This is a genomic window from Oceanobacillus sp. J11TS1 (assembly GCF_018333215.1).
Classification (GTDB): Bacteria; Bacillota; Bacilli; order Bacillales; family Amphibacillaceae; genus Oceanobacillus.
In genome coordinates this window covers 13707-29480 of sequence record NZ_BORO01000008.1, presented here as the reverse complement: position 1 = coordinate 29480, position 15774 = coordinate 13707, and the positions used below count along the sequence as shown (strand labels likewise).

Here is a 15774-nt window from a genome sequence, read left to right as displayed (position 1 = left end):
TCATAACAGGAAAGCTCATACAAAAACAGGATTCATCCCAAACGTGGTGAAATGAATCCTGTTTCAGGGCTAACCTATTTAATTAATCTTGTTCTGACTCTTCTATCCGGATACTCGTACCGTCTACTGCAACTACTTTAACTGGCGTGCCTTTTTTAATCCAGCGACCACCAGATACAGCACTGTAATGTTTTTTATTTATCTCAATTGTACCAGACGGTCTAAAGTCTGTCTGTGCCACTCCTTCTTCACCTAATAAAGCTTCATACTCTACACTAAGGGAACTATAACCCTTTTCTTTGGTGAGTTGATCGACTAAGGCAATTTTAGTCCACATTTCTCTTCGTTTAAATACCTTTAAAAATACTAACGAAGAGAAAGCGCCCAGAATAATACAGATTACTGCATAGAGACCGTTTGCAAATGTCGGCTGCGGCAAAGCGACAGCTACAATCATTAAAACAAGCCCAATGGTCGCTAGTGTCCCGTCATTCAGTACTTTCCCATCAATAATAATCAGTAATATTCCTAAGAAGTATATAATAAACATCAGTATGACAGAATTGGTTTCCGTGTAAACGGTAAAATAAACTGTAATAAATCCTAAACCTAATACACCAAAAATGCCACGCATATTTACAAATATTTCTCCTAATATAAATAAAGTTCCAAAAAATAAAGCTAGGAATCCAATCCATTGTAATTCTACTATGTCCATACGTTCCCCACCCTTTCGTTGTCCTACTACTATATGTACGTATGAAGGGAATAATTAGTTTCATCAAAGGAGTTTTTTTATGGCATTTTTTCGTAGGATTTCCCTGGCAACCCTTATTATATTAGTTTCTGTAAGTATTTTTCAAGACTTAGCTCATTCTGACAAGCAAATGACCTTTATAAGTAAAGAAGAGTTGGATCTACCGCATTTTGAAGCAGTTCCAGTCAAAGTAAATCCGGGAGATACTGTCCTAAGTATTACCGAGGAGCTTCAGACAATACCTTCAAATACCATTTCTGTTGAAACCATCTTAAGCGCTTTTGAATCATTAAACCCAGCCATTGCTCCTAGTGAAATTCAAATACACGAAATATACTACTTCCCCCAATTTCAAGAACAATAAAAAAAGGCTGAAATCCAGCCTAAGATAAAAACGGTATAATAAAGAACGCATTTAATAATGATAAAATCCCGGCAATTATTCCTATTATACCAAGCGTGTTCGTCCCTCTGCTCCGTGCTACAAAACCAAATACAATACTGGCAGCTCCTAAAATAACCGGCCAAGTAAAGAAGGAAATAATAGCTAACACAATACTTCCCCAACCATATAAAGTTCCCGGGTTAAAGCCTGATTCTTGTTCCATATCCGGGAGCTCAGAAGGGGCAAGTTCAGCAGAAAATTCCTCCATTCTTTTGCTGTCCAATTTTTGATTTGCAGGCCCATGTTTGGGTTTTCGTCCATGATTAGGCGTACCTTGGGTATCTTTTTCTTTGTCATCCATGAAATTAACTCCTTTCCATTTGAAATACAGTATTAGCTTACGGAAATTAATTCATTTCAAACAGGTATCATACGGTATTTAAAGAAAAGAATGGTATAATTGTTTTATTAACTGCATATATTTACATGATGGATTGTCATAATGCAATAAAAAAGCATGTTTATAAAAGGAGCGGTCTTATGTCTATTTTTTTAAAAGAAATTATCAAAAATAAATTACGGAATTTAACTGCGGATGAAATTTTACACTATAGCAGCCAATATGGTTTTTCTATAACAAATACACAAGCTAATCAGATTGTTAGCTATGTAAGAAGGTCCTCACCGAATCCGTTCGACCAAGCAGACCGAAACAGGTTTATGAATGAATTAGAAAAGATTACGGATCGAAAAACTGCATTGGCGGCACAGCAACTAATGGATGAGGTTATAAAATCCTATGGTTTGGAGCATTTATTTTAGACATTAACGTAAAAAGGTGGACAGCTCGGCTGTCCACCTTTTTACGTTGGTTGAAAGTCATTCTTATTTAGAAATGAGCGCCCAACTCTAGGGCCGACATGAACCACCTTGTAATTACGATAAAGAAGACAACCGCTATGATTTCTAACGGACGCTCAGTATCTTTACATTTAATGAGGGGTTTATTACCCTTCCATAATGATTTCCTTTAAATTTTCTTGGAAATCCCCTTCACGCAGCATAGCTATTTCATACTTATATGGTGCTTTTTTATTTTTCTTATCGGTGCCTACATATGGCGTTTCCAAAATCTTAGGAAGTTCACTAAGCTGTGGATGATGAACTACCTTATGAAGTGCATCAAATCCGATATAACCAAACCCAATATTTTCGTGACGATCTTTATGTGCTCCACATTCATTCTTACTATCGTTTACATGGACAACTTTTAAGCGGTCGAGCCCAATAATTTTATCAAATGTGTTTAGCACACCATCAAAATCATTAACAATATCATAACCTGCATCATGGATATGACAAGTATCCAAACAAATAGAAAGATGTTCATTATGTGTTACACCAGAGATAATCTCAGCAAGTTCTTCAAATGTACGTCCCATTTCCGAACCTTTTCCAGCCATTGTTTCTAAAGCAATTTGAACGTTATTTTTCTGTTCTAAAACTTCATTTAACCCTTCAATAATCTTAGGGATTCCTTTTTCGGGACCTTCGCCGACATGTGCGCCCGGATGAAGAACGATTTGCTTAGCGCCAAGCGCCTCTGTACGTTCTATTTCACTTCTTAGGAAATTAACACCTAATTCAAAGGTTTCCGGCTTAACCGTATTTCCAATATTAATAATATACGGAGCATGCACAACAATGTCTGACATTCCATTTGCTTCCATATGTGCTAAGCCTGCTTCGATATTTAATTCATCAATTGGCTTTCTTCTTGTATTTTGCGGTGCACCAGTATAAATCATAAATGTATTTGCTCCGTATGAGGCTGCCTCTTCACTGGAACCTAGTAACATTTTCTTCCCATTCATTGAAACGTGGGAACCAATTTTTACCATATTATTCCTCCTAACGCTTTTTCCCTTTTTGCTGCTTGGTTAATTGTCTTTTAATTTGTTCTTGTTGTTTCTTCTGTTTCTTCTTATAACCTGGTTTCACTTTTTTAGCTTTTCTTACACGTCTCCATGCTTCACGGTCTGTCGTTGTATCTGCTGTTTTACGGCGCTGTCTTTCATTCCAAGATTTATCCTCAACCCATTCTCCTTGCTTTACTTCCATAAAAGAGAAGTCGAGTCCATTTTGTTCTAACCGTTCAATTAAACGGGAATCATCTTCTGTATAAATGCTAACTGCTGTTCCTTCCATTCCAGCCCGAGCTGTTCTGCCTACGCGATGAATATAGAAATGCTCTTCTTTAGGCAATTGTGCATTAATAACATGACTTACGCCTTTTATGTCAATCCCCCTGGAAGCTAAATCTGTTGCAACAACGTATTGAAAACGCAACTGCTGTATCTCTTTTAACACACGTTTTCTTTCTCTCGGGGTTAAACCGCCGTGAATCAGCCCAACCTCCAGTCCATATCCTTGTAATGCCTCTGCTAGTTCATTCGCTTGTTGCTTGCCATTTGTAAAAATCAAAGCTAAATAAGGATGAATGGTCTGTGAAATATCCCAAATTATCTTTGCCTCGTCACGGTGTTTTTTCCGGATAAGTCGATGCTCCATCGTTTCTGGAGAAAAATGCTCTTCAATTTTAATGTACTCTGGGTTCTTTAAATATTTTTTAAAGAAATGTTGTAAACGCTGTGGAATGGTAGCTGAGAAAACAAGTAACTGTATATCTTGTTTTGAACGTACTAATAATTGGTCGACTTCTTCTATAAAGCCCAGATCCAACATTAAGTCAGCCTCATCAATAACAAATGTTGCTGCACTATAGATAGATAGTGCACCATCTTTTACTAAATCTAAGATCCTGCCTGGTGTACCGACAACAATCATTGGCGGCGTCTTTAACTTTTCAACTGTCTTTTGTTTATCTGTTCCGCCAACAAGCAATTTTGCAGTCCATTTTTCAGTCTTGCCAGCAATTGTAATAATCTTTCTTACCTCATTGTAAAGTTGTGTAGCCAACTCTCTAGTTGGTGCAGTAATGACATACTGCACTTGTTTTTGATTTTCATCCAGTTTCTGAAATATAGGTAATAAAAAAGCATGTGATTTACCTGAACCTGTTCTGGATTGAGCAATAACACTCCTGCCATCTAAGATAGTGGGAATCACTTTAGCCTGAATTTCAGTTGGCTTTTTAAAATTCAATTGTTGCGTAATATCTTGTATTTCTGTATCTAGGGATAAATCGACGAATGTTTTTTCCATCTTTTTCCCTCCTTCTTTCTATTTTTATACAAATACAAACGGATCTGTATTTACTTGTGAAACGAATATATTTGACTTAAATGCATGGATATTCTGTACTAATTTCTGCTGTGTAGCTGTTTTCATGATTTTTTCAATATAATGTCCAGCATCAATAACAGTTAACCCCATTTGCTCTGCATCTTGAGCAGCGTGGAATGTCATATCGCCTGTAATATATACATCCGCTTTTTTCCGAAGTGCATGTCCAATGTACTTCTCTCCGCTTCCTCCCAATACAGCAACTCTTTTTACATTCTTTTCTATATTACCAGAAACTCGTACTGCAGGCATATCTAAACTTTCTTTTACGGATTGAATAAATTCTTTCATAGGTACAGGTTGGCTTAATACGCCAAAACGCCCAATGCCAATTGCTTTGCCTTTGTTTTCTAATGGGTAAATATCATAAGCCGGCTCTTCATAAGGGTGTGCAGTTAGAATGGCCTGAATAACGTTAGTAAGGTTTTTCTTAGGAACAATTGCTTCTAGCTTTTTCTCAGAAACATACGTTAATTCATTTTGCTCGCCAATATACGGTGTGGATCCCTCTAAAGGCCGAAACGTACCTTCTCCAGCACTTTGAAAGGTACAATGACTATAATCACCAATCTGACCTGCTCCACCATTATTAAAAGCCTCACGCAATTCCTCTGTATGAGAATCCGGCACAAAGACGACACATTTATATAAAGCCTCATGATCTAGAACTTCTAAAGCTTCTCTTTTCGTCAGACCAATTGCTTCACTTATTAAATCATTCACACCGCCTTCTGCAACATCTAAGTTGGTATGTGCCGCAAAAACAGAAATATCATTTTTTAAAAGCTTTTGTACCACTCTGCCTTTCGGATGGTCAACATTGATCTGTTTTAAAGGCTGAAATAGCAACGGGTGATGCGCGATGATGAGATTTGCTTGCTTTTCAATTGCTTCATCAATGACTTCTTCTGTGACATCTAATGTAACGAGGATATTTGAGGTCGTATCATGAAACCTTCCTACCTGCAAACCAACATTATCCCAAGTATAGGCGAGACTTTTGGGCGCCCACTGGTCCATTATTTGAAAAAAATCAGCATGTTTAAGCGTCTGTTTTTTCATCATGAAGTTCCTCCTTAATCCAGTGCAATTCTGTTTTGAATTCAGCTATTTTCTCATTATTCACTTGCTTCGCCTGCTGCATTTGAGAAATAATTCGTTCCAAATTGGCTTCCTCTTGCATCCATTTCTTCTTAAAAACAGCAGTTCTTTCTTTTAATAAATATGGTCCTAATAAAAACTGTTTATTCTTTATTTGTTGGTCATTGCTATATGGTGTGGATACCTCCGTAATTCGATCCGCAACTAGTATTTCATAAATATGACCTTGTTCATCAACAATTTCTTCTGCAATCAATACAAAATTATTTTGGTCAAACCATTGCCTTACCATTCTCGCATCCACATTTGGCTGTGCAATAATTCGTTTAGCAGATTTGGCAATCGATGGATTGGATTTTAGAATGGAACGGATTAAAGAACCTCCCATTCCAGCAATCACAATCTGGTCGACTTCTCCTTGTTCTAATACCGCCAAACCATCTCCTAAGCGAGCATCGATTCGATTTTCTAATTGATGAAATTGAATGGTTTTATTCGCACTATCTAAAGGTCCTTGATTAACTTCCCCGGCAATTGCTTTTGCTGTCTTATCCTCTAGACACACATAAGCTGGCAAGTAAGCATGATCAGAACCAATGTCTGCAAAGTTAGCACCTTGAGGAAGGTAGCTGGCAACTATTTTTAGTCGATTTGAGAGGTTTACTTTTTGATTCATTCTTTTTACTCCTTTTAGAACACAACATTTTACAATAAGAAAAGCTTTCTGCACGAATCAGAAAGCTTTCATTCATTTCTTCCATTATATATTACTGATGCTCACTTAACCACTTAGTAAGTGCTTCTAAGTCCTCACCTTGTATTTGTGGAAATTGTGGCATGCCCCCATCAGTTCCATTTTGAACAATTTCAGTGATTTCTTCCTGCGAATATCTGCTGCCTACTTCTGTTAAATCAGGACCATTAGCACCTGATAAATCGGCACCATGACAGCTTGAACAATTTGTTTGGAAGATTTGTTCTGCAGCATCTGCAGTAGTAGACTCTCCGCCTTCTTCTCCTTCTGTTTGTTCTGTTGGTTCGCCACCATTTTCTTCAGCTTCTTGAATTGCTTGTCTTTGATCAATACCAATAACTGCAATAATAATTACTGCAAGAATCCCCAGCCCGGCAATAATAGCATATGGTATAACCGGATTTTTCTTCATGATGCTTCCTCCTTATGTATACAAAAATTTTTATATTATTACTACTATTAGTTTACTCGAAATACAAAGAATTTTAAAGAGCTAACCAAGATATTTAAAAAATACGACATAAATTCTGGTATCGCTATATTAGCACTAAGAAAAATAGGCAGCTTTTTTACAGACCCAAAAATAATCCAGCCAATCCCATTCATGATAACAACCATATTAGTGAGATTTTCCAATCGAATGATTTCTAAGACAAGTACGGTTAATTGTAAAACATATAAAAATTGAAGAAATATAAATAAATAGCAATAACGCCGCGATTCATTCTTGCTCATTTTTATATAGAAAAGGCTATTCATTACTAATGCCCCACACTTAAAATTCCCAGCGTGGCAAACCAAGGAAGATAGCCGTAATAATCCAAAGAGATAACGCTTACTAAAATGAATAAAATCATAATCAAATGAATGCTTTTCCATAAAGACCATAAAGCGTTTTTCTTATGAATGGTTCCTTGCATCGGGATATCTATTTCGCCGCTCTTAGTGTATAATGCTAGTAAAAAATCGCAGTGTTCTTCAGATAATAAACGATTTTCTTTCCACTTTAAAATTTCTTGAATAATCACTTGATTTTTTTCTTGATTGTACATACATCCACCTAAGCTTCATTCTATAATTTATCATGGGGATCCATAAAACTTCCGCTTCTTGAAGTTTCCATTTTATGACCTGAATAAACATATTTAGTAACTGGAATGCGCAAATAACTCGGGTGCTGTTTGCACATTCCAGTTTACTATCTGATATAACTAATTTATGATGGAATCAATCAAGAAAGTCTTTTAATCGTTTGCTTCTGCTTGGATGTCTTAATTTACGTAATGCTTTTGCTTCAATTTGTCGGATACGTTCTCTGGTCACACCAAACACTTTTCCAACTTCTTCAAGCGTTCTTGTTCTGCCATCATCTAATCCAAAACGTAAACGAAGTACATTTTCTTCTCGATCTGTTAACGTGTCCAACACATCCTCAAGCTGTTCTTTTAACAATTCATACGCAGCATGATCAGACGGAGAAATTGCTTCCTGGTCTTCAATGAAATCTCCTAAATGGGAGTCATCCTCTTCCCCGATAGGTGTTTCTAATGATACCGGCTCTTGAGCAATTTTTAGGATATCACGAACCTTATCCGGACTTAGCTCCATTTCTTCACCAATTTCTTCTGGTGTCGGCTCACGTCCTAAGTCTTGCAGCAAGGAACGTTGAACACGGATTAATTTATTGATGGTTTCAACCATATGAACTGGTATACGAATTGTACGAGCCTGGTCTGCAATCGCACGCGTAATCGCTTGTCTAATCCACCAAGTTGCATAGGTACTAAATTTAAATCCTTTACGATAGTCAAATTTCTCAACCGCTTTAATGAGACCCATATTTCCTTCCTGAATTAAATCTAGGAAAAGCATGCCTCGTCCAACATATCGTTTTGCGATACTGACTACGAGACGAAGGTTGGCCTCAGCTAACCTTCTTTTCGCTTCAATATCCCCTTCTTCAATACGAGAAGCAAGTTCAATTTCTTCTGCTGCAGAAAGTAAATCGACTCTGCCAATTTCTTTTAAATACATACGAACAGGATCATTTATCTTAATCCCTAGAGGTACACTAAGATCATTTAGATTAATTTCTTCTTCTTTTGCTATTTTTTGCATTTCGGGGTCATCCTCAGACTCACCTAATACATCGACACCCTGTTCTTCTAGGTGCTCATAAAATTCGTCCATTTGCTCGGGTTCCATGTCAAAATTAGATAAACCGTCTGCCACTTCTTCATAAGCAAGCGTACCACGTTTCTTACCCATTTCAACTAGTTTTTCTTTTGCTTGCTCTAATGTTAATTCTGGTTCTTTCATATGCGAAGATTTTTGTTCGGCCATGAGTCCCCCTCCTTCCAAATTGTTGAATTTACTTTCATTTCTTTTCCTTTTGCAACTGAATCAGTTCCATTGCCAGGCGCGCAGCCTCTAAGGGATCATTTTCTTGTTCTGCTTTTTTCTGCTGTTCTTTTAGCGTTTTTTTCTTCCCGCTTTGGTTTGCTTCACGATGAATAATTCGCAAATAATCATCGATTTCTTCCTCTGTGCTGTTTTGCACATCACTGGACATTGCTAACTCGATTACTTGATTCTTAAGGTGCTTATCAGATAACCTTTCCATAAATAAACCAATGTCTGGTGAATTTCCTTCTTCATAGAATGCATATAAATGTGTTGCCACAATTTTATGGTCATTTACATTAAATCCGGCTCCGAGGTCATACTGCACTTTTTCTGCAATATAAGCATCTTGAAGCATATAGGATAAGATTCGTTTTTCAGCATTAACGTATGCAGGGTATAACTTTTTCTTCTTAACAGATATATACTGATTAGTATTACTCTTATTACGTTGATTATCCTTTGATGCAGGAAGACTTTTCTGATACTGAGCTAACTGCTTCATCAAGGTATCTACGGATAAGTCAAATGCTTTATGCAATTCCTGAATATAATATTCCCGTTCCAGCGCACTCTCAATCATGGAAAGTTCTTTTAAAACACGTTCAATATATTCAATGCGCTCACTTTCCACGTGTAAGTTAAAGTGTCTGCGCTGATATCGCATAAAAAAGCTCATATAGGTATCACTAGTCCGTATAATCCGTTCCTTAAAAGCTTCTGCTCCGTGAGTCAAGATAAAACTATCCGGGTCGTCCTCTGCGTCCAACTTTGCAATTCGGACTTCACAGCCAACGGATTTTAATAAAAGAGCGGCTTTGTATGCAGCTTCTATCCCGGCACTATCCCCATCAAAGCAAATGACCACGGTTTGTACATAGCGATTCAAAAGTTTTGCCTGGGTCTCTGTAATAGCCGTCCCCAATGTGGCCACAACATTTTTAACACCTGCTTGGTAGGCAGATATGACGTCCATATATCCTTCCATTAAAATAGCTTCATTTTCTTTACGAATATGACGTTTTGCTAAATCAAAATTATATAAAAGCTTACTTTTTTGAAATAACTCGCCTTCTGAACTATTTAAATATTTAGGACCATTATCATCCGGCAATGCCCTGCCGCCAAAACCGACAGTACGCCCCAATGCATTACGTATCGGGAAAATAATTCTACCGCGAAATCGATCAATCACTTCATTATTGTCATTTCCTGCCAAAATACCACTTTTCAATAACAACGGCTTAGAAAATCCTTTCTGCGTAAGAAACTTAGCAGTGAAATCACGCTTATTTGGAGCATATCCAATTTGAAATTCTTCCAATGTCTCTTTTGTAATTCCGCGACTTTTTAAATACTCTAACCCATCTTTCCCATCTTTTTGGTACTTTATGAGGTGATGGTACAATTTTGTTAGCCACTCGTACGCTGAGAGCATCTGCTCTGTTTCTTCCGATAAGGATGATTCTTTTTTAATGGAGGTTGTCGGCAGTTCTATTCCACTACGATCTGCTAAATGCTTTAGCGCTTCATAAAATGTGAAATTCTCCATTTCCATCAGAAACGAGAAAACATTTCCTCCTTTGCCACAACCAAAGCAGTGAAAGATTTGTTTTTCTTGTGTGACAGAAAAGGATGGTGTATTTTCACCATGAAAGGGGCATAAACCAAAATAGTTTTTACCTTGTTTTTTTAATTGCATATATTCTCCAATAACATCGACAATATCATTGGATTTTTTGACTTCTTCAATAATTGGTTCAGGTACTTGATTAGCCACGGTTACCACCAACTATTCTTTTTTTTGTTTTCTTAAGAGAGATTGTACAAAATCCTCCTTTTTATACTTCTCTTACCTTATCACTCAATATTCGACATATTTTTTTCTTATTCTCAAAAAAAATAGCCTTAAAATAGTTTCTACAAAGGATACATAGAATCCTTCTTTTAAGAACAAATTATGTTTAAAAATGTATTTTAAATAAATCTGCTCATACGATTTACCATTATAATATATTTCTTAATAGATTTCTATTAATTTGTATAGAAATCTATCAAAAAAAGAAAAACATTCCGTGATAGATCCGTACAGAATGCTTTTCAAACCTATATAATTATGGCCCTTTACTGCCAAAGCGGACGTAATAATGCTTTTAGCAGCGGCGAAAATTACTACGCGTTTTCATGAGGTAACCCATATGTGTACGATCATACACCCATAATAACTGACTTTTAATCTACTATTCATTTATTCCTTGTCGCATACGTATAATTTGGTTGGCCGTCTCTTCCACTGCTTTGTGAGAAACATCTATTACCGGACAGCCTATTCTCTCAACAACATTATTGAAAAATGCTAATTCTTCTTCAATCCGTTTTACGTTTGCATAAGTTGCTTGATCACCTAATCCAAGTGCTTTTAAACGTTCTTTTCGGATACCGTTTAATTTATCAGCCGAGATGCGTAAACCAATACATTTTTTCGGATCAACCATCATAAGTTCTTCGGGCGGATCCACTTCCGGAACAATTGGCACATTTGCCACTTTAAAACGTTTATGTGCTAGAAATTGAGATAGCGGCGTTTTTGAAGTTCTGGAAACACCAATTAATACGATATCTGCGCGAGCAATCCCTCTAGGATCTCTCCCATCATCATACTTTACGGCAAACTCAATCGCTTCAATCTTTTTGAAATAATCTTCATCCAATTTATGAACAAGACCAGCTTCTAATCGAGGCTGAACACTGAACACACGCTCCATCGCATCCATTATAGGTCCCATTATATCAATCGCTTCAATTTCCATTACTTTGGCACGCTCGTTTAGATATGCACGTAGATCCGGATCAACCAGTGTAAAACCAATCAAATTTGAATTTATTTTTGCCTGCTGTAAAAATTCATCAATGGTTTCTTTATCTTCTACGTAAGGGATACGCTGTATTCTATAATCCCCATTTTTGAATTGGCTTAAGCCTGCTTTAATTACTAACTCGGCAGTTTCTCCTACAGAATCAGATAACACATAAATAACTTGCTGAGCAGTCATCTCGGACATCCTCCCCTTGGCATCATAAAAATTAAATCGAATCTTCAATCGTTAATTCAACTAATAGCTTCGTCATCGTTGTTTTAGTAATTCGACCGATAACTTCCAGACCTTTTTCTATATCTTTTACAACTGGAACGCCATCAATCTGTTTTGATATAAGCTGGTGGGCTACATCGATGAGTAAATCATTTTTTCGACAAACCGTGATATTAGGCATTCTCGTCATTATTATCGGTACAGGTATCGAGCTTAAATCTTGTCTGCCCATACTTGCACGTAATAAATCCTTTCGAGAAAGAACACCAACTAGGCATGCATTGTCATCAACAACAAACAAAGTACCTACGTCTTCTAGGAACATGGTAGAAATGGCATCATATACAGATACCTTTTCATTCACAGCTACAGGGACTTGTTGAAATTCGTGTACCTTATATCGCTTTATTTTTTCTGTTAATAACTCTGATCCGGTTTTACCTGTATAAAAGTAACCTACACGAGGACGCGCATCTAAAAATCCAGCCATCGTCAAAATAGCTAAATCAGGTCGTAATGTAGCACGAGTTAATGTAAGTCGGTCTGCAATTTGCTCTCCCGTGATTGGGCCGTCCGCTTTTACTATTTCTATAATCTGCTGTTGCCTTTTCGATAAGTCCACTTTTTCACCACCTATACTGCCACAATATTATCAAATGGATATTGTGATTTCTGTTGCCGAGTGAATTAAAATTAGTGCATATGAAGGATAACGTACCATGTTTCTATTTTTTTAGAACATGGTACGTTATTATAATTCGACATTATTCACTGAAATTCCTTTTTTTAAGAAAAAAACTTTATTATTATTTTGGCTCTTCATTGATTTTGGTGTTGATATCCATATCTTCACATACGGATAGGCTGTATTTTAAAGAAAATCAAACTTGTTTCATTTATGCATGTTGTTTCCATGCTATTTTACGTAGGTCTGCATATTGGAGGATCAGACTGGAAAGCTCATGAATAATAGAAAGGCGATTTTTTCGTACTTTTTCATTATCATCCATAATCATATTATGATCAAAGAATGCATGAATATCATCACTTAAATCAGCGAGTACATCTAATGCTTTCTCGCTATTTTGCGCTTTTAGATAATCCTCATAAGTTGATTTTATCGTTTCCACAGAGTCATACAACGCTTTTTCCGATTCTGTTTGGAAAAGAACAGTGTCTACCTTGTGATTCTTATCTTCTACCTTATTCTCTAAATTCAGCACGCGCACGAGAGCCTCTTGGGAAGCTTTAAAATCATCATCTGCCTTTTTCTTTGATAAAACATGTGCTTTATCAACTGCAAAATGGATGATCCCGATTTGATTATCAACAACTGCATGGATAATGTCTGTATCAATATTCTCTTCACGCATTAAATAACCAGCACGAGAAGCGAAAAATGCAAGAAGTTCATCCTTAGCGCCAGCGTTCATTGGCAACTCAGAACGTTCGAATACAGTTAATGCATCATCAATTAATGATTCTACCGTTAAGTCCCAATTTTTCTCCTTCAAAATACGCAAAATACCCATCGCTTGTCTTCTTAAAGCATATGGATCCTGGGAACCGCTTGGAATCAGACCAACGCCGATACATCCAGCAATCGTATCTATTTTATCTGCAATACTCAATACAGCACCAACCGTAGATACAGGAAGTTCACCATGAGACTGCTTCGGTAAATAATGCTCACGGATTGCTTGGGAAACTTCTTTCGATTCACCAAAATACGCAGCATATTTTTCACCCATTACACCTTGCAGCTCTGTAAATTCATTTACCATATTTGTCATTAAATCAAATTTACTAATTTCAGCAGCACGTTCGATTTCTTTTCCTTCTTTTAAAGAAAGCTGCTTAGCTAAATGCGTTGCGATTGCCTTGACTCGATTAACTTTCTCCGTATAAGTGCCCAGCTTTTCCTGGAATACCACTCTAGTTAGTTTCTCTTGGAAGAAATCTATAGAATGCTTCTTATCCTCTTCAAAGAAGAATTCTGCATCTGCAAGACGTGCCCGTAACACTTTCTCATTACCGCGTATCACCGTTTGTAATTCATGCTCGTCCCCGTTTCTCACGCCAATAAAATGAGGCAACAGCTCTCCATCACGCTCTACCGGAAAATAGCGCTGATGCTCTGCCATAGATGTAATAAGAACTTCTTTTGGCAATGCTAGGAAAGAAGTAGCAAAGTTGCCGACAAAAGCTGTCGGATATTCCACAAGATTTCTAACCTCGTTTAAGAGATCTTTATCTACAGGAATTTGAAATGCATGTTCTGCCTGCAATGCTTCTAGCTGTTCCATAATTTTTGCTTCCCGTTTTTTAGCGTTAGCAATGACATAGTTATCATGTAATAATTGCTCGTATTTTTTCGGTTCTTCAATAGTTAGCTTTCCACTTAAGAAACGATGGCCATATGTGAAGTTACTTGTTTTCACATGGGCAATTTCAAAAGGAATCACTTCATTTCCATATAATGCAACTAACCAGCGTATCGGTCTCGCATAGCGTAATGTTTCATTGGCCCAGCGCATATTTTTACCGAATGTAATGGATTCGATAATATCTTTGAATTCTGGAAGCAGCGATTGTACTGTTTTTCCTTCAATGTATTTTTTCACATAAATATAAGAAGTTCCATTCACTTCTTTTATATAAATATCATCCGTTGTTTTACCTTGACCTCTTGTAAACCCTTCTGCTGCTTTTGTCCAATTATCTTCGTCATCTTTAGCAATCTTTAATGCAGGTCCTTTCGCCTCTTCTTCTATGGAAGTTTGCGTGTCTGCTACCCCCTCGATAAGGACAGCCAATCTTCTTGGAGTAGAAAAAGAAACGGCTGATGAATAAGCTATACGTTGATTTTCTAACCATTTTATTGTTTTATCTAAAATTTGGGCTTCTGCATCATCTATAAATCGTGCTGGCAGTTCCTCTAATCCAATCTCAATTAATACATCTTGTGCCACCCTAGTTCGCCTCCTTCTTCAACATAGGAAAACCTAATTTTTCACGTTCTTGCACATAAATCTTCGCTATACTTCGGGCTAAGTTACGGATACGGCTAATATATCCGGTTCTTTCCGTCACGGAAATAACCCCTTTAGCATCCAGTAGATTAAAGGTGTGTGAGCATTTTAAAACATAATCATATGCCGGAAAAACAAGACCCTGCTCCATGGTTGCCTTTGCTTCTTGCTCATATTTTGTAAATAAATCAAACAACATTTCTGTATTCGATGTTTCAAATGTGTAGACCGAATGTTCATATTCTGGTTGGTAGAAAATGTCACGAATTGTCACGCCATTATTCCACTCTAAATCAAAGACATTTTCTTTATCCTGAATATAAGAAGCTAGTCGTTCAATTCCATATGTTAATTCGACAGTTACCGGATTTGCCTCTAACCCGCCGATTTGTTGAAAATAGGTAAACTGAGTGATTTCCATACCGTCTAACCAAACTTCCCATCCTAAACCAGCTGCGCCGAGTGTCGGATTCTCCCAGTTATCTTCTACAAAACGGATATCATGTGTTAGTGGGTCGATTCCGAGTTTTTTCAAGGATTCTAAGTACAATTCTTGAATGTTGTCTGGAGATGGTTTCATAATTACTTGGAACTGGTGATGTTGGTAGAGACGATTTGGGTTTTTCCCGTATCTTCCATCAGCAGGACGTCTGGAAGGCTCTACGTACGCTACATTCCACGGCTCAGGCCCCAGGCTTCGCAGTAAAGTCATCGGCGACATGGTTCCTGCACCTTTTTCTGTGTCATATGCTTGCATTAAAATACAATTTTGTTCTGACCAATGATTTTGTAAAGTTAAAATCATTTCTTGGATATTCATTTACTCCACTCCTTTTATGGATAAGACATTTAGTATATATAAAAAGCCGTCCCTATGTTTGTACCATCACAAACATAGGGACGGCTTAAGACCGCGGTTCCACCCTATTTGCTCCTATGTGTAT

17 protein-coding genes are annotated in these 15774 nt (G+C 37.1%); 2 read left to right on the top strand and 15 right to left on the bottom strand.

The annotated features are described in order from the left end of the window. Positions 1-82: 82 nt before the first annotated feature. Positions 83-718, bottom strand: a complete 636-nt coding sequence (locus tag KI343_RS08355) for an NfeD family protein (protein WP_212925966.1) — start codon at positions 716-718, stop codon at positions 83-85. Between the two features lie 79 nt (positions 719-797). On the opposite strand from KI343_RS08355, the gene KI343_RS08350 reads away from it, so the two are divergent. Further along, positions 798-1121 carry a hypothetical protein gene (locus KI343_RS08350; RefSeq protein WP_212925965.1) on the top strand — a complete coding sequence of 108 codons (324 nt, stop codon included), beginning with the start codon at positions 798-800 and terminating at the stop codon, positions 1119-1121. A gap of 19 nt (positions 1122-1140) precedes the next feature. Here KI343_RS08350 and KI343_RS08345 read toward each other — a convergent pair whose 3' ends face one another. Then, complete coding sequence (locus KI343_RS08345; protein ID WP_212925964.1) at positions 1141-1503, bottom strand: hypothetical protein; 363 nt, start codon at positions 1501-1503, stop codon at positions 1141-1143. A gap of 179 nt (positions 1504-1682) precedes the next feature. On the opposite strand from KI343_RS08345, the gene KI343_RS08340 reads away from it, so the two are divergent. Continuing rightward, positions 1683-1964, top strand: coding sequence for a DUF2624 domain-containing protein (locus tag KI343_RS08340; RefSeq protein WP_212925963.1), 282 nt, complete (start codon positions 1683-1685; stop codon positions 1962-1964). A gap of 185 nt (positions 1965-2149) precedes the next feature. On the opposite strand, the gene KI343_RS08335 is transcribed toward KI343_RS08340, so the two are convergent. From KI343_RS08335 to glyQ, 13 genes are all read right to left on the bottom strand, one after another. Then, entirely contained in the window at positions 2150-3043 is an 894-nt protein-coding gene (locus KI343_RS08335; protein ID WP_212925962.1) for a deoxyribonuclease IV, read from the bottom strand. Between the two features lie 10 nt (positions 3044-3053). Beyond that, a complete protein-coding gene (locus KI343_RS08330) occupies positions 3054-4367 on the bottom strand; it encodes a DEAD/DEAH box helicase (RefSeq protein WP_212925961.1) in 1314 nt (437 codons plus the stop codon). 24 nt (positions 4368-4391) lie between these two features. Next, positions 4392-5510: a Nif3-like dinuclear metal center hexameric protein gene (locus KI343_RS08325; RefSeq protein ID WP_212926071.1), complete on the bottom strand. Its 1119-nt coding sequence runs from the start codon at positions 5508-5510 to the stop codon at positions 4392-4394. Further along, positions 5491-6225 (bottom strand): tRNA (adenine(22)-N(1))-methyltransferase, encoded by a 735-nt coding sequence (locus tag KI343_RS08320; protein WP_212925960.1) that lies wholly within the window; start codon positions 6223-6225, stop codon positions 5491-5493. Before KI343_RS08320 ends, KI343_RS08325 begins: the two co-directional genes overlap by 20 nt. A 91-nt stretch (positions 6226-6316) precedes the next feature. After that, positions 6317-6715 carry a c-type cytochrome gene (locus tag KI343_RS08315; protein WP_212925959.1) on the bottom strand — a complete coding sequence of 133 codons (399 nt, stop codon included), beginning with the start codon at positions 6713-6715 and terminating at the stop codon, positions 6317-6319. A gap of 47 nt (positions 6716-6762) precedes the next feature. Then, positions 6763-7062: a hypothetical protein gene (locus KI343_RS08310; protein ID WP_212925958.1), complete on the bottom strand. Its 300-nt coding sequence runs from the start codon at positions 7060-7062 to the stop codon at positions 6763-6765. 2 nt (positions 7063-7064) lie between these two features. Beyond that, a complete protein-coding gene (locus tag KI343_RS08305) occupies positions 7065-7355 on the bottom strand; it encodes a hypothetical protein (protein ID WP_212925957.1) in 291 nt (96 codons plus the stop codon). Between the two features lie 175 nt (positions 7356-7530). Beyond that, positions 7531-8646 carry an RNA polymerase sigma factor RpoD gene (gene rpoD, locus KI343_RS08300; protein ID WP_212925956.1) on the bottom strand — a complete coding sequence of 372 codons (1116 nt, stop codon included), beginning with the start codon at positions 8644-8646 and terminating at the stop codon, positions 7531-7533. 34 nt (positions 8647-8680) lie between these two features. Next, the gene (gene dnaG, locus KI343_RS08295; RefSeq protein WP_212925955.1) at positions 8681-10486 is read right to left on the bottom strand and encodes a DNA primase; all 1806 of its coding nucleotides are present in this window, start codon (positions 10484-10486) and stop codon (positions 8681-8683) included. A gap of 460 nt (positions 10487-10946) precedes the next feature. Continuing rightward, on the bottom strand, positions 10947-11759 hold the full coding sequence (locus KI343_RS08290) for a pyruvate, water dikinase regulatory protein (protein WP_212925954.1): 813 nt from the start codon (positions 11757-11759) through the stop codon (positions 10947-10949). Between the two features lie 31 nt (positions 11760-11790). Further along, positions 11791-12420, bottom strand: coding sequence for a transcriptional regulator CcpN (gene ccpN, locus KI343_RS08285; protein WP_212925953.1), 630 nt, complete (start codon positions 12418-12420; stop codon positions 11791-11793). Between the two features lie 274 nt (positions 12421-12694). Then, on the bottom strand, positions 12695-14770 hold the full coding sequence (gene glyS / locus KI343_RS08280) for a glycine--tRNA ligase subunit beta (protein ID WP_212925952.1): 2076 nt from the start codon (positions 14768-14770) through the stop codon (positions 12695-12697). A gap of 1 nt (position 14771) precedes the next feature. Then, positions 14772-15650, bottom strand: a complete 879-nt coding sequence (gene glyQ / locus KI343_RS08275) for a glycine--tRNA ligase subunit alpha (RefSeq protein ID WP_212925951.1) — start codon at positions 15648-15650, stop codon at positions 14772-14774. Positions 15651-15774 lie beyond the last annotated feature (124 nt).

What these genes read in the sequence shown, in the direction of transcription:
- KI343_RS08310 (WP_212925958.1), bottom strand. Translation starts at nt 7,062, where the DNA reads ATGAATAGCCTTTTCTATATAAAAATGAGCAAGAATGAATCGCGGCGT.
- KI343_RS08320 (WP_212925960.1), bottom strand. Translation starts at nt 6,225, where the DNA reads ATGAATCAAAAAGTAAACCTCTCAAATCGACTAAAAATAGTTGCCAGC.
- KI343_RS08305 (WP_212925957.1), bottom strand. Translation starts at nt 7,355, where the DNA reads ATGTACAATCAAGAAAAAAATCAAGTGATTATTCAAGAAATTTTAAAG.
- glyQ (WP_212925951.1), bottom strand. Translation starts at nt 15,650, where the DNA reads ATGAATATCCAAGAAATGATTTTAACTTTACAAAATCATTGGTCAGAA.
- KI343_RS08340 (WP_212925963.1), top strand. Translation starts at nt 1,683, where the DNA reads ATGTCTATTTTTTTAAAAGAAATTATCAAAAATAAATTACGGAATTTA.
- KI343_RS08345 (WP_212925964.1), bottom strand. Translation starts at nt 1,503, where the DNA reads ATGGATGACAAAGAAAAAGATACCCAAGGTACGCCTAATCATGGACGA.
- rpoD (WP_212925956.1), bottom strand. Translation starts at nt 8,646, where the DNA reads ATGGCCGAACAAAAATCTTCGCATATGAAAGAACCAGAATTAACATTA.
- KI343_RS08335 (WP_212925962.1), bottom strand. Translation starts at nt 3,043, where the DNA reads ATGGTAAAAATTGGTTCCCACGTTTCAATGAATGGGAAGAAAATGTTA.
- KI343_RS08355 (WP_212925966.1), bottom strand. Translation starts at nt 718, where the DNA reads ATGGACATAGTAGAATTACAATGGATTGGATTCCTAGCTTTATTTTTT.
- KI343_RS08350 (WP_212925965.1), top strand. Translation starts at nt 798, where the DNA reads ATGGCATTTTTTCGTAGGATTTCCCTGGCAACCCTTATTATATTAGTT.
- KI343_RS08315 (WP_212925959.1), bottom strand. Translation starts at nt 6,715, where the DNA reads ATGAAGAAAAATCCGGTTATACCATATGCTATTATTGCCGGGCTGGGG.
- KI343_RS08290 (WP_212925954.1), bottom strand. Translation starts at nt 11,759, where the DNA reads ATGACTGCTCAGCAAGTTATTTATGTGTTATCTGATTCTGTAGGAGAA.
- KI343_RS08325 (WP_212926071.1), bottom strand. Translation starts at nt 5,510, where the DNA reads ATGAAAAAACAGACGCTTAAACATGCTGATTTTTTTCAAATAATGGAC.
- KI343_RS08330 (WP_212925961.1), bottom strand. Translation starts at nt 4,367, where the DNA reads ATGGAAAAAACATTCGTCGATTTATCCCTAGATACAGAAATACAAGAT.